We start from the raw sequence: 14,635 nt of genomic DNA, 5'->3' as shown, positions 1-14,635 counted from the left end.
ATATTCACAAACTGTCAATAAAAAAACCGACAAGGGGCTCCTTGTCGGTCATTTGTCATGCTATGGTTTCAGGTCCCATTTCACTATGAGGGATTCAAGCTGTTCCTTTGTTTCATGCAGTGATCCGTTGTTGTCGATGACTGCGTCGGCAAGGTTGACTTTATCCTTCAGGGGGAATTGGGAAGCGATTCGGGATGATGCATCTTCGCGATTGAAGTGATTCCGTTCCATTAAGCGTGAGAGCTGGGTTTCTTCGTTCACGTATACCACGAGGGTGCGATCCACCATCCACGTCAGGTCGCTCTCAAATAATAAGGGGATATCCATGAATATGGTGTTTTTTCCTGATGCAATAGCTTCGTCTTTATGCTGAAGCATCATGCTTCTTACAGCTGGATGCACGATACTATTCAGTTTTTTTCTTTTTTCTTCCGAGTTAAAGATGATCTGACCGAGCTTTTCTCGGTTGATGGTTGTATCGTTTTCGTGAAGGATACCGTCACCAAATTCCTCAACGATTGCAAGATAGGCGGGCTGACCGACTTCTACGACCATTCGGGCAGCCAGGTCTGCATCAATGATGGTATATCCTTTTTCGTTTAACATGGTGGATACTGTGCTCTTTCCACTGGCAATTCCACCTGTTAATCCAATTATATTTGCCATGATCGTATCCTTTCCAATACTCGCCGGTTACTAAAACCGCAGGATTCCGATGAGGATGAGCAGTACACCCGGAAGGAACGAGACGCGGTGAATCCAGCGCAGATGAGAGAAGAATTCCCCCATCTTCAATCCGGAGAATAAGAAGGTAAAGCTCATCACAAAGATTGCCAGGCTAAGTAGTAACGGCGAGAAGTGTAGTAGTGCTGCACCGATTCCGGCACCGAAGGCATCCAGAGACAGTGCGATCCCAAGCATGAATGCCTCGATACCCGTGATGGTGCCTGATTTATCAAAGTCCGCCGTCAACGGCCTTCTTAATATTTGAATCACCAAACCTATGGATTTAATTTCAAAATTGATCAGTGTTTTTTCTTGCGGAATGACTGATTCCTTTTCCGGTCTAAAGAACTGGTAAAGAACAGCCGCGCCGATCACGACCAGGATCAACCCGCCAATCCTTCCAGCCCACACCGGGGTGATGATGGACCCGATGGTTTGACCAAGTAACATGGCCAGCAATAAGGAGCTCGCTGAACAGATCGAGATGATACTGATTGATTTTGTAGGGATTTTCACTTTTCGCAATCCATAAGTCAAACCGGTGCTAAAACTATCGAGACTCACAGCAAACGCCAGCAGTAATAAGGAGATTGTTTCACTCATCTAATAGCCCTCCCAAAAATCATTACAATACTATATGGTAAGGGCTTATCAGATGTTAAACGTTTCTACTGCTGACATCGGGGACAATAATGGGTCCCTCTCCCAGCTGATACTTTCTTCTCAATGAGCGTGCCGCAATTTCGGCACGGTTCTTCTTTTCTGCTGTATACATACAGGTTCTGCTGGAACATCCCCATCTGTCCCTGGGAATTCACGTAAGAACGGATTGTACTGCCGCCCATCTCTACGGCTTCGGTCAATGTATGAATGATTTCCTTGTGCAGCACGTCGATTTCTTCACGTGACAAGGACTTCGACTTTCTGTCAGGATGAATGCCGGCACGGAATAATGCTTCATCTACATAAATATTCCCAAGACCCACCAGTACCGTCTGATCCAACAGTGTCGCTTTCACGATTCTGTCCGTCCTGCCAAGCTTTTCAGCCAGATAGTCCACCGTGAACTCTGATAGAAACGGTTCTGGTCCCAATTGCAGGAGGGGGAGGTGAAGCAGTTCCTCCCCTTTCTTGAACAGGTGCATCGTTCCGAATTTACGTACATCACGGTATCTGAGCTCCGTCCCGTCCGTAAAATGGAAGATGACGTGAGTATGTTTTTCAACAGGATCCTGATGAGAAGCAAGATTATACTTTCCTTCCATTCTCAAATGGGAAACTAGCGCCACATCGTTAAAGTAAAAGATTAAGAATTTCCCTCTTCTTCTCATTTCAAGGATTTCCTGACCTCTCAGGCTATCGATGAATGCTTCCGTATCATCTGGGTTTTTGACCATCTTCGGCCAAAACACACTGACATCTTTTATTTTCTTTCCTATTACAAGGAGCTCCAATGTTCTTCTGACCGTCTCTACTTCGGGCAGCTCAGGCATTGTGCCACCTCCTTTTACATAAAACTACTTCGCGTCGTACCATGTTTGTCCGTATGAGTAATCGACCTTCAGAGGAACTTCAAGCTCCATGGCGTTCTCCATCACTTCAGGGACGATTTTCTTCAAGGTTTCAATTTCTTCCTCAGGCGCTTCGAAGATCAATTCATCATGTACCTGTAATAATAGCCTCGACTGAAGATTCTCTTCCTTCAATCTGGCAGCCATGTCGATCATCGCCTTCTTGATGATGTCAGCTGCACTGCCCTGGATCGGTGTATTCATCGCGGTCCGTTCAGCAAAGCTTCGCAAATTGAAGTTACGGCTCGTGATTTCCGGAAGGTAGCGGCGTCGATTCATCAGGGTCGTCACATATCCCTTTTGTTTCGCATCCTGGACGATGTCATCCATATATTCTTTCACACCCGGGAAGCTTTCCAGGTACTTCTTAATGAATTCCCCTGCTTCTTTACGCGTGATATCAAGGCTTTGTGAAAGGCCGTAGTCACTGATTCCATAGACGATCCCGAAGTTTACGGCTTTCGCATGCCTTCTCATATTGGACGTAACCTCATCCTTCTCTACCCCGAAGACGTCCATGGCGGTTTTCGTATGGATGTCCATGTCGTTTCTGAAAGCTTCAATCAATTTCTCATCTCCAGCTATATGAGCGAGTACACGTAGTTCGATCTGAGAATAGTCGGCAGCGAACATCACCCATCCCTTTTCAGAAGGAATGAATGCCTGACGGATCTTCCGTCCTTCTTCCAAACGGATCGGGATGTTTTGAAGGTTTGGATCCGTAGAACTTAGGCGGCCCGTTTGGGTGAGGGCCTGATTGAAGCGAGTATGAATCTTACTTGAATCTTGATGAACAACCTTCAATAACCCTTCCAGATAGGTGGATTGAAGCTTTCCTAACTGACGGTAATGAAGGATATGATCAATGATTTCATGTTTTGATTGGAGTTTTTCCAATACGTCTGCAGAAGTGGAATATCCCGTTTTCGTTTTCTTCACAACCGGAAGACCCAATTTTTCAAAAAGGATGACGCCAAGCTGCTTCGGAGAATTGATATTGAAGCTTTCCCCAGCCAGCTCATAAATGTTCTTTTCCAATTCTTCCAGGCGGAGGGCCAATTCCTCTTTCATTGTTTGCAAGCGCTCCTGGTCGACTTTCACACCAGTGAATTCCATTTCGGCAAGAATCAACGCAAGCGGTAATTCCAATTCCATGTATAAAGCATAAAGATCATTTTCTTTTAATTCATTCATGCAGGTATCTTTCAGTTCGTTCAGGATGAACGCCTTTCGTGCAAGATGCTCGGATAGAATCTCATCGGAAGGGACTTTCTGCTTGGCCCCTTTTCCATAAACGGCTTCATCCGATTCGACGGAAGGCTGACCGTGACCTTTCGCAATGGACGCAAAGTCTTCACTCGATTCAGACGGATTGATGATATAAGAAGCCAGCAATAAATCAAACTCGATCCCTTTGATATCAATTCCTTGTCGCTTCAAGGCAACGACCGTTTCCTTCGAGTTGTACACATACTTCAACGAAGATTCGTCTTCTGCCCACTTTTTGAAAGTATCAGAATTCAACGCCGTTTCAAGACTAAAGAAAAACGTCCCATGTTCATTATGAAGGCTCATTCCAATGATGTTCCCAAGGTGGTAATTCTCCTCAAGCATTTCGATGTATAAGGAGCTCTCGTTTGCAAGCTGCCCTTCATTAATGGTTTCCAACACTTCAAAGGAGATATCATCAAGCTCTTTTGGTTCTTCCTGAGCAGACTCCCCCATTTTCTCCAGTAAGGAATTGAATCCAAGATCCCTGTAAACTTCCTTCAGTTTCCCTTCATTCATACCATCATAATTCAGTTCTTCAACCGTGATCTCGATGGGAGCTTCCCTTAAGATCGTGGCCAGCTCTTTACTCATAATGGCCTGCTCTTTATTATCTTCAAGCTTTTCTTTCAGTTTCTTTCCACTCACTTGGTCAATGGACTCGAGGAGCTTTTCCAGGGAATCGAATTCCTTCAGGAGCTTGATCGCCGTCTTTTCACCAACGCCTGGGACGCCAGGTATATTATCGGAACTATCCCCCATCAAGCCTTTCATATCGATGATGCGGTCAGGCGTGATTTCCCATTTTTCTTTAATGTGCTCTGGGGTATACACTTCGATATCCGTAATCCCTTTTCTCGTGATGCACACCGTCGTATCTTTGGAGCTAAGCTGGGTTAAATCCTTATCCCCGGAATATACCTTCACTTCAAAACCGTCGGATTCTGCTTGAAGGGAAAGGGTTCCGATGATATCATCCGCTTCATAATTCTCTTTCTCATATCTTTTGATCCCGTAAGCGTCCAATAATTCCCTGATATAAGGGAACTGTTCTGACAGTTCCGGCGGGGTTTTCTGCCTGCCGCCCTTGTATTCCGTGAATGTCTTATGGCGGAATGTCGTTTTCCCGGCATCAAAGGCCACGAGGATATGAGATGGCTTCTCATCTTCAAGTATCTTCTGGAGCATGGTTGTGAAGCCATACACCGCGTTTGTATGTACACCCTTGTCGTTATTTAATAAAGGCAGGGCAAAGAATGCACGGTAAGCAATACTGTTACCGTCAATCAAGACTAGTTTTTTGGACATATAAGTACCTCCTGTAAAGGCTTCTGATTCTATATCTTTATTCTATCATGTCGGGGAATGAAAGGAAAAACGGGGCACTTATGAAGGGATTAAGAATGGCAGGGTACATAATTCCGGCAGAGAAAGAAAGATTTCGCCTGCAATCTGGAAAAACTTCAATACTGTATAAAGTTAATTACCGAAATGCCGTTAGTAATTTGACTAAATACTGGATTAACTAGTGCAGCGCTTTGATAACTTGTGCCACTTTTTGCGAAACTCCTGCCACTTTCCCATATACTTGTTCCACTTTCAACGAAACTTGTGCCAAAAGTAAACTAAAGACTAACAAACGTATCCTTCACGCACTCATAAAACCAGAACAAAAAAACCCTTGAAGAATGGACAACGCCACTCCCCAAGAGTTTCTTCACTTATTCCGTATACCCCATCAACAGCCTTGCATAAGGGGAATCCGACGGTAGAATGATAACCGTTTTATCATCCACTGTTTTCTTATACGTTTCAAGCGTCTTATATAAATCATAGAAGGCAGGATCTTTCGAGAACGACTTGTTGTAAACCTGCGCAGCTTCAGCTTCTCCTTCTGCCCGGATCACATTGGCATCTGCTCCGGCCTTAGCAAGGAGCTCCTTCACTTCTCGGTCTGTTTCAGCCGTAATCCTTTGCTTTTCGGCATCTCCTTTGGATAAGTACTCCTGTGCCTTGGATTCACGCTCTGAAATCATCCGCGTATAGACGGAGTTCTCATTCGCTTCAGGCAAATCAGTACGCTTCATACGAACGTCCTCCACGACGATTCCATATCCATCCCGACTCAATAGCTCGTTTACTTTGTCTGTCACTTTATCATTGAGACTTCCACGTGATGATTTTTCATCATTGATAATCTCTTCATACTCTAAACGTCCCAGTTCTGAGCGAACGACCGAGTAAATAAACTCTTCCATCTTTGTTTCAGCATTGACCACCGTTCTTGCATTCTTGATCATTTTAAGAGGATCTTCAATCCGCCAAACGGCATAGTTGTCGATAAGCATCCGTTTCTTATCCTTCGTATTGATTTCAGCTTCCGTGACATCATACGTCATTTGATGTTTTGGTAGTGTAGTCACCGACTGGATGAACGGAATCTTATATTTCAAGCCCGGCTCCTTGTCGATCCTTACCACTTCTCCAAATTGACGGACGACTTTGTACTCTCCCTCTTTCACAATGAAAAGGCTCGTAAACAGGATGAGAATGACCGCAATGAGAATAACAAGGAAGATCCCTAATTTTGTGTAGCGTTTCCACTCCACAGGCTCCTTTTTCTTTGCCTGGATATCAAAGACGTTCTGATCACTCATTCTCATCACTTCCTTCCTGTTTCACTGGTGCATTTCCATTTTCCAGCTGGCGGATAGGGAAGTATTTCAACGTTTCTCCACTATCCTTCATAATATAAACTTCTGCATCCGGCAGGACATTTTCAAGTGTTTCCAATACCAGACGCTTTCTTGTAATCTCAGGGTTTGATTTATACTCATTATAGAGCTTATCAAATACAGCTACATCACCACGTGCCTGCTCCACACGCGCAATCTTATCCCCTTTTGCTCTGGAGATGACGGCATCCTTCTCCCCTTGGGCTTCATTTGTACGCTGATTCCGATATTTTTTTGCTTCATTAATTTTCGTATTCATTGTTTCCCTTGCATCCGTCACGGCTGTAAAGGCTGAGCGAACTTCCGCATTCGGCAGCTCAACATCCTGTAATTTCACTGCAAGGATGGATATTCCGATATCATAATCATCGATCAAGTCCGTTAATAAATCTCTTACATCCGCCTCGATCTCGGCTTTCCCAGAAGTTAAGGCATCATCGATCAATGAACTACCGATAATGCTTCTTAGTGAAGATGATGTGGCGTCATAAAGAATTTCCTTTGGATTATCCGAGTTGAATAAATAGCTTTCCGGATCCGTGATCTTCCATTGCACCACAAGGTCGGCAAGAACGATATATTCATCCCCGGTGATCATTTTGGTTTCTTTCGGAAAGTCTTTGATTTTTCCATCCTTTTCTTCATATCCGAATTGAAGACTGAAGGTTTCTTTCGACAGTACTTCCACTGATTGCATCGGCCACGGCATCTTGAAATGCAGTCCCGGCTCTACAACCGGTTCCCCGGCTTCCCCGAACGTCAACACCAGTGCCTGTTCTGATTCGTCAACGGTATACCAGGAAGTTAGTAATACAACGATTAAGATGATGGCCGCCAATACCATTCCTGCTACCATATAAACACGCTTCAAACTCATATGCACCCTCCCTTTTCTATCTCTATATCTTATTTTCTTCCTACTAAGATATACGAACATAAGACAAAAAGGTTTCAAAAAGATTAAGAGAAGGTGACAGAGAGTCTACCCAAAAAGAGAGCGTTTCCAAAAAATAAAAATGCGAAAAGACGAGAACGGGGTTGGTTCTCGCCTTTTCATAACACCTTGGATGAAGGGGTTTCACTTAGTATCGTATCACCTGATTGTTAATTGTATTTAAATCTATTGTAAAGACAATGTAAAATAAGTGAAAACTAACTAATCTTTCTTTATCTTGGGTCAGGATGAAAAATGTTTATTCAAAGAGACAGTGAATGTCGTACCTTTGTTCAATTCACTCTCCACTTCTATATCACCCTCGTGAGCTTCAATGATATGTTTGACAATCGCGAGTCCGAGTCCGGTCCCGCCTGAATTACGGCTTCTCGCTTTATCCACACGATAGAATCGTTCAAAGATTCTCGGTAGCTCTTCAGGACTGATACCAATTCCGTTATCTTTCACCCTTACATATACATTGTCAGGATCATCTTGAACGGTGATCACAACATTTCCGTCTTTTGGCGTATATACAATAGCGTTTGAGATCAAATTGATGAAGACCTGCTTCAGTCGGTATGAATCCACTTCTGCCATCCCTCTTGAGTCAAAGGACGTCTGAAGGGAAATATCCTTTGATTTGGCTTTCTCATTTAATATCGGCATGACATCTTCTATCAGACCAGCCACTTCTACTTTCTGAACGGACAGCTCAAACCCTTGCTTCTCGATCTTCGATAATTCGAGTAGATCTTGGATAAGGGATTGAAGCCGGTCACTCTCCATCAGGATGATGTCTAAAAATGATTTTAACGTATCAGGATCATTCATTGCCCCGTCCAACAAGGTTTCGGAGAACCCTTTGATGGAGGTGATCGGCGTTTTAAGCTCATGTGATACGTTCGCCACGAAATCTTTACGCATCTGTTCAAGCTTTTTAAGCTCCGTGATATCGTGGAAAACGACGACAATCCCTTTCCATTCATCATTGTTCCCAATGATCGGCGCACCGTACACTTCATAATGTTTTCGGTCAAGTTTGTGGGGAAGGAGGATCTGTTTTCTTAACCTCTCTTCTGTCATGAAGATCTCTTCCACGAGTTTATTCACTTCCTGATAGTGAATCACCTCATGATACCGTACTTTTTTCAGCTGGCTTTCCTGGAGATTGAAGAAATCCCTGAATGTCCGATTCGTCAACACCACGAATCCTCGATGGTCAATCAGAAGAAGAGCACTTCCCATATTTTCAATAAGGGTCGTTAAGCGGTCCTGCTGCATTTCCTGGGCATTCACCATCTCTTGAAGGTTTCTCGCCAGAATATTGATCGAGGTGCTTAACATACTCGTTTCATCGAGCCGGTCTTCATAGGTCCTCGCTCGGTAATTTCCCTTGGCAAGCTCAATGGCCACATTTGTCGCGGATTCAATGGGCTTTGTATACCTGACTGTAATCCTCGATCCCAAAATGATGATGAGAACCAAGGCAAGACCGAGTGATATGGACAATACGAACCAGATTTGCTGCGTACCTTTTTCAAGGGCTTCCACCTCGGTACTCATAATGAGAAGCCCCATCATATCATCGTTTGTATTTTTCAAAGGATACCAATAATAGCGATATTCATTTCCAGAAGCGACGAGTTTTTTATGCTTCTGCTTGACGTCCCAATTCTTTTGGATTTCCTTTACAATCCTCTTTTGCTGGGGACCGACAAGTGAGTCAATCGCTTCTGTATCATGAACCACCTTGCCGGCCTTATCCAATATCGTAATCCGCACATCCAAAATGTCACTTAATTCCTGGATCATGTCCGGGTTGATGTCTTTTGGTGCCCCGTTCTCTACAATGGAGCTTGCGAGTAGTCTTGCTTCTTTCTGGATCCTCGAATTAAACGTATCTAAATAAAAATTCTTGAAAATCTGGCCTAAAAGGAGACCAAGTCCAATTAAAACAGCGATGATCAACGTAATTAGAGCAAAAAGTAGCTTTGTCCTAAATTTGGTCATCGATTTTTAGGCTCCTCCAATTTATATCCCAACCCACGAATCGTTTTAATATAGGTAGGTTTTTTTGTATTGGATTCGATTTTTTCACGTAAGTGGCTGATATGGACATCCACAATTCTGGTGTCACCGGCGAAATCATAGTTCCATACCGCACTCAGCAGTTGATCTCTCGTCAACACCCTGCCTTTATTGTCGGTTAAATATAGGAGAAGCTCGAATTCCTTCGGTGTCAGTTCAAGTAATTCTCCTTGGAAATATGCCTCATATTGCTCCGGATACACCTTTAGTTCACCGACTTCCTTGTAATCTGTCGGTTCCTGGGAAGCGGGTTCTACAGCCTCTTGAATCGCCTGGCTGCGTCGAAGGATTGCCTTCACCCTCGCGACCACTTCACGAGGACTGAATGGCTTTGTCATATAGTCGTCTGCTCCAAGCTCTAATCCAAGAACCTTATCAAACTCATCGTCTTTCGCCGTTAACATCAAAATCGGGATATTAATCTTTCGTTGTCTCAATTCCTTACACACTTCAATACCATCCATGGAAGGCAGCATAAGATCAAGAATGATCAGGTCCGGAGTTTGTTCAATCGCCAGATCCATTCCTTCTTCACCGTCATGTGCCGTTGTAACCGAATACCCGGATTGCTCCAGATTGTACTTTAAGAGTGTTGCGATTGATTGTTCATCATCGACTACCAAGATTTTTTTGCTCATTTATTGTGCCTCCATACAAAAGAAAATTAACCCCAACATCCAAACATTTATGTAATTGTACTTTCATTATAATATAAATCTTGAGGGTTACCATCATTTAAAGAGATTTAACACTTTTTAGTTTTCTTCTACCATTCTAATAGGATGCGCTTCGCCATCATTTTTTATCATTTTTCATGCATAAAAAAAGAGCTATGGTCACATAGCTCTTTTCCGTCATTAGAAGTTCTCTAACGCATGACTATTCATTTTCTCCAGACGGTGAGGTGGACAAACCTTGATCGTACCGTTTATCACCTTCTCATCATCTTCATTCGTTGCCGTTACGAATATGGTTACCAGGTGGTTGTCCGGATTCACCTCTGTTACTTCAAACAGGAATTGCACCGTTGCGTAATGGTAAACAGGCTTCGGGAACTCAATGTTTTGCTCTACGATATGAGAGCCAGGTCCCGGAAGATACTTAGAAACAGCGGATGTGATGATCCCTGTCAACATGATCGATGGAACAATCGGCTTTTTAAACGGTGTTTGTGAGGCGTAATCGTGTTGAATGTATAATGGATTGGCATCGTTGGTGAGTCCAAGATATAGAAGCAATTCATTGTCTTCGATTTTCTCTGTTAATGTCAGCTTTTCGCCGACCGTCATTTCTTCAATTTTTCTTCCCAATTTTCTCTTTTTACCTAATAACATAAGAAGCACCCCCACGTATGTAAACGATTACAATTTTAAATAATAAAAATTGTTTTTATTGTCTGTCTATTATTATTTTAACATTTATATGGTTTCCATACAAAGAGTTTTTACCCGTGTAGTGTTTATTTTTTGATGAAAAAATAGGAAAGAGTCATAATCAGGAGTAGAAGGGATTTGATCGATACCAGAAGTGAAAAGAACAAAAAAAGCTGGAGGTCATCCACCTTACCTTCAGCTCTTGGGTCAGCGAAGAATGTGTCCTTCACACTCTCTATCTATGGATAAAGTTTAAAGGAGGTTCTAAAGTTTCACTACTACCTCTGTTCCATCCTTCAATTTCGTTTCAACGAGGGTTAATCCACGGTGCATAGAAAGTCCTTCTAATAATGGCTTCAAGTCTTCTCTATCTATTTCCGGAAAGATGAATTTGCTGCCATCCTTTTCAATGGCTTTATTTAGTAGGCGAGTGATTTTTTTTGAGGTAATGATGAAACTAGCCAAATGTAAAAGCGCATAGGGCACTGGAATCGAGAATCGTTTATCCTTAAGTTTCAGCTTAATTTTTAACATAAATTACTCAATTACCACGAACACTTTATCACCATTGGCCGAAGTAATGTCGACAATCTGACCATCCAATTCATTTTCGATCGCTTCGATAAGGAGATCAACGTTAATATCTTTCACGTATTTTTCCGCCTCAGGTATTTTTTCAGCAATATTTGTACCTACTTTTAAAACGGCCTTTACCAAATTAATCGGCACATTTACATTCACATTATCTCCTTCTTCGGAGTTCACGCGGATTTTCAACATTTTACTTCCATATGGAACTTCTTTTTTTGTCACGAGTTCCTGCTGATCTTTACCTTGTAGAACAGTGATCAGTTCACTTGCTTTTTCCTTATCAATCTTTCCTTCTTCTACAAGCGTCAAAACCCTTGAAATTTCATCCTTCATTATACTTCCCCCTCTTTTAGTAACTGAATGGCTTCCTCTGCAGTAATTTCGCCTTTCTCTAATAACGATACAATTTTCTTCTTATCCACATCCGGTTTCTTTTGACTGGAATACCCCATTGCAGAGATAATTTCATCTAATTTACCTCTGACAGTCGGATAAGAAATCCCAAGCTCCTTCTCAACCTCTTTAATATTTCCACGGCATTTAAGAAAAACCTCAATAAAATGCAGCTGCTCCTGGCGAAGGGCCGCGAGTCTTGATACTTCAAATTCATTTTCGACCGTAGTCTGGCAGTGGTTACAGTGCAGCTTGGTAATTTTAAGTGCGTTGCTGCAAACAGGACAATTCGTAAGTAATGGATATGCCATACTAAACTCCTTTCAATATTTTATTCATATCATACACTAATAAATTCTGATTTTGAATATAAATTTAAAAATAATTTATAAATTTATTTAATTTTATTAAATAGTTTAATATTTTTATTAAAAAAATCAATATAACTTTTATCCAATAAGAAACAGACTCACAAAAGAGCCTGTTGAATTTTGCCGTATTGAAGAATTGAAAAAACCGGCCTCCATTACGGAAGCCGGTTTCCTATGAAATAAATCAAGCCAATGAAGACATCACGTTTTTGACTGCATCTGCTGAATTGGAAAGTGCAGCTTTTTCATCATCCGTTAATTCAAGTTCGATGATTTGCTCCAAGCCGTTGCCACCAAGGATCGTCGGAACACCAAGGTATATACCATCGAAACCGTATTCCCCTTCCAGGTAGGCGATAGCCGGTATGACACGGCGCTGATCCTTCAGGATGGCTTCCACCATTTGTACGAGTGAAGCCGCCGGTGCGTAATAAGCACTTCCGTTACCCAGAAGGCCGACTATCTCACCCCCACCTTTACGGGTGCGCTCAACGATGGCATCTAAACGGTCTTTCGGGATTAGTGTCTCGAGCGGGATCCCTCCTGCGTATGAATAACGAATAAGAGGAACCATGTCATCGCCGTGACCACCAAGAACGAATCCAGTAATATCCTTTACAGACAGATTAAGTTCCTGGGCGACAAACGTACGGAATCGGGCCGTATCCAATACGCCGGATTGTCCGATTACGCGCTCCTTAGGGAAACCAGATTCTTTGAAAACCGTATAGGTCATGGCATCCACAGGGTTCGTCAATACGATGATATAGCAATCGGGTGAATGCTTGACGATTTGCTGCGTCACAGATTTCATGACCTTTTGATTGGTTTGAACCAGATCATCTCGGCTCATCCCCGGTTTACGGGCAATCCCCGCCGTAATGACAACGATATCCGAATCCTTCGTATCCTCGTAATTGGACGTCCCGATAATGTTTGCATCAAATCCCTGAACAGGACTCGCCTCAAGCATATCAAGCGCTTTCCCTTTCGTCGGATCCTCGTTTTGCGGAATATCGACCAATACCACATCTCCAAGCTCTTTCTGGGCGAGCATCAGTGCCGTTGTCGCCCCTGTGAAACCTCCACCGATAACAGATACTTTTCTACGTTTAATGGCCATCATGATTCCTCCTATTCTTCTCTTTATGTAAAGGAAGGAGTGCCCCGTTACGAAGCACCCCATCCTTTGTTTATATATTACTCCATGTTTTCGATTAATGCAGTACCGAATTCAGAGCATTTTACTTCTGTTGCTCCATCCATCAGACGGGCAAAGTCATACGTTACGACTTTAGAAGCGATTGTTTTTTCCATTGATTTTGTGATCAGGTTAGCAGCTTCTGTCCAACCAAGGTGCTCAAGCATAAGCACACCGGAAAGGATGACAGATGAAGGATTCACTTTATCCATACCAGCATATTTAGGAGCTGTTCCGTGAGTTGCTTCAAAGATTGCATGTCCTGATTCGTAGTTGATGTTTGCTCCAGGAGCAATACCGATTCCGCCAACTTGAGCTGCAAGTGCATCAGAGATGTAATCTCCGTTAAGGTTCATTGTAGCCACTACATCAAACTCAGCCGGACGAGTAAGGATTTGTTGTAAGAAGATGTCAGCGATAGAATCTTTTACGATGATCTTACCAGCAGCTTCAGCTTCTGATTGAGCTTTGTTCGCAGCATCCATTCCGTCCGCTTCTTTGATCTTGTCATATTGAGCCCATGTGAATACTTTATCGCCGAATTCTTTCTCAGCAATCTCGTAACCCCAGTTTTTGAAAGCTCCTTCAGTGAACTTCATGATGTTCCCTTTGTGAACAAGCGTTACTGATTTACGACCTTCAGTGATCGCGTAGTTGATCGCTGCACGTACAAGGCGGCTTGTCCCTTCTTCAGAAACAGGCTTGATTCCGATACCTGATGTTTCAGGGAAACGGATCTTGTTTACACCCATTTCATCTTGAAGGAAGCTGATTAACTTCTTCACTTCATCAGAACCTTTAGCATACTCGATACCAGCATAGATATCTTCAGTGTTTTCACGGAAGATAACCATGTCTGTATCTTCAGGACGCTTAACCGGTGAAGGAACACCTTCGAAGTAACGTACTGGACGCAGGCAAGTGAATAGATCCAATTCCTGGCGAAGCGCAACGTTCAATGAACGGATTCCGCCGCCGACAGGAGTCGTAAGTGGACCTTTGATGGCGATGAAGTATTCACGGATCGCATCAAGCGTATCGTTTGGCAGCCATTCGCCTGTTTTGTTGAATGCCTTTTCCCCTGCATATACTTCTTTCCATGAAATCTTGCGTTCACCTTTATATGCTTTCTCTACAGAAGCATCTAGGACGCGTTGAGCTGCTGCCCAAATATCTGGACCCGTACCGTCACCTTCAATGAATGGAACGATTGGATTGTTTGGCACATTAAGTTGGCCGTTCTGGTTTGTAATTTTTTCACCTTGTGTCATTATGTAACCTCCATTTTTTCATTATCAAAGGGGATGACCCATACCTTACCCATGTTGAGTCATTCCCCTTCTCTTATTATTACACCAATATTTTTACTATTTGTAAATA

At 42.9% G+C, this 14,635-nt stretch carries 14 protein-coding genes; all 14 read right to left on the bottom strand.

Features of this window, described 5'->3' with window-relative positions:
- Nucleotides 1–60: 60 nt before the first annotated feature.
- Nucleotides 61–666 (bottom strand): dephospho-CoA kinase, encoded by a 606-nt coding sequence (gene coaE, locus LCL96_RS02495; protein ID WP_224939908.1) that lies wholly within the window; start codon nt 664–666, stop codon nt 61–63.
- A gap of 30 nt (nt 667–696) precedes the next feature.
- Nucleotides 697–1,329 (bottom strand): sporulation membrane protein YtaF, encoded by a 633-nt coding sequence (gene ytaF / locus LCL96_RS02490; RefSeq protein ID WP_224939907.1) that lies wholly within the window; start codon nt 1,327–1,329, stop codon nt 697–699.
- Between the two features lie 65 nt (nt 1,330–1,394).
- Nucleotides 1,395–2,219 carry a DNA-formamidopyrimidine glycosylase gene (gene mutM, locus LCL96_RS02485; protein ID WP_224939906.1) on the bottom strand — a complete coding sequence of 275 codons (825 nt, stop codon included), beginning with the start codon at nt 2,217–2,219 and terminating at the stop codon, nt 1,395–1,397.
- Nucleotides 2,220–2,243: 24 nt separating this feature from the next.
- On the bottom strand, nt 2,244–4,874 hold the full coding sequence (polA, locus tag LCL96_RS02480) for a DNA polymerase I (RefSeq protein ID WP_224939905.1): 2,631 nt from the start codon (nt 4,872–4,874) through the stop codon (nt 2,244–2,246).
- A 413-nt stretch (nt 4,875–5,287) separates the two neighbouring features.
- Nucleotides 5,288–6,223, bottom strand: coding sequence for a protease modulator HflC (hflC, locus tag LCL96_RS02475; protein WP_224939904.1), 936 nt, complete (start codon nt 6,221–6,223; stop codon nt 5,288–5,290).
- Nucleotides 6,216–7,178 carry an FtsH protease activity modulator HflK gene (hflK, locus tag LCL96_RS02470; protein ID WP_224939903.1) on the bottom strand — a complete coding sequence of 321 codons (963 nt, stop codon included), beginning with the start codon at nt 7,176–7,178 and terminating at the stop codon, nt 6,216–6,218. The genes hflC and hflK overlap by 8 nt, the downstream gene beginning before the upstream one ends.
- 300 nt (nt 7,179–7,478) lie before the next feature.
- Nucleotides 7,479–9,248, bottom strand: a complete 1,770-nt coding sequence (gene pnpS, locus LCL96_RS02465; protein WP_224939902.1) for a two-component system histidine kinase PnpS — start codon at nt 9,246–9,248, stop codon at nt 7,479–7,481.
- The gene (locus LCL96_RS02460) at nt 9,245–9,964 is read right to left on the bottom strand and encodes a response regulator transcription factor (RefSeq protein WP_224939901.1); all 720 of its coding nucleotides are present in this window, start codon (nt 9,962–9,964) and stop codon (nt 9,245–9,247) included. The genes pnpS and LCL96_RS02460 overlap by 4 nt, the downstream gene beginning before the upstream one ends.
- A gap of 219 nt (nt 9,965–10,183) precedes the next feature.
- On the bottom strand, nt 10,184–10,660 hold the full coding sequence (locus LCL96_RS02455; RefSeq protein ID WP_224939900.1) for a MaoC family dehydratase: 477 nt from the start codon (nt 10,658–10,660) through the stop codon (nt 10,184–10,186).
- A gap of 303 nt (nt 10,661–10,963) precedes the next feature.
- Nucleotides 10,964–11,233 (bottom strand): hypothetical protein, encoded by a 270-nt coding sequence (locus LCL96_RS02450; protein ID WP_224939899.1) that lies wholly within the window; start codon nt 11,231–11,233, stop codon nt 10,964–10,966.
- Nucleotides 11,234–11,236: 3 nt separating this feature from the next.
- Nucleotides 11,237–11,623 carry an SHOCT-like domain-containing protein gene (locus tag LCL96_RS02445; RefSeq protein WP_224939898.1) on the bottom strand — a complete coding sequence of 129 codons (387 nt, stop codon included), beginning with the start codon at nt 11,621–11,623 and terminating at the stop codon, nt 11,237–11,239.
- On the bottom strand, nt 11,623–11,994 hold the full coding sequence (locus LCL96_RS02440) for a DUF2089 domain-containing protein (RefSeq protein ID WP_224939897.1): 372 nt from the start codon (nt 11,992–11,994) through the stop codon (nt 11,623–11,625). The genes LCL96_RS02445 and LCL96_RS02440 overlap by 1 nt, the downstream gene beginning before the upstream one ends.
- A gap of 244 nt (nt 11,995–12,238) precedes the next feature.
- The gene (gene mdh, locus LCL96_RS02435) at nt 12,239–13,177 is read right to left on the bottom strand and encodes a malate dehydrogenase (protein WP_224941265.1); all 939 of its coding nucleotides are present in this window, start codon (nt 13,175–13,177) and stop codon (nt 12,239–12,241) included.
- Between the two features lie 77 nt (nt 13,178–13,254).
- Nucleotides 13,255–14,526, bottom strand: coding sequence for an NADP-dependent isocitrate dehydrogenase (gene icd / locus LCL96_RS02430; protein WP_224939896.1), 1,272 nt, complete (start codon nt 14,524–14,526; stop codon nt 13,255–13,257).
- Nucleotides 14,527–14,635: the final 109 nt, after the last annotated feature.

Origin of the sequence: Rossellomorea aquimaris, from assembly GCF_020172085.1 — a bacterium.
In the GTDB taxonomy this organism is placed as follows: Bacteria; Bacillota; Bacilli; order Bacillales; family Bacillaceae_B; genus Rossellomorea; species Rossellomorea aquimaris_E.
The sequence above is the reverse complement of the archived record's forward strand: the minus strand, read 5'-3'. Positions and strand labels throughout refer to the sequence as shown.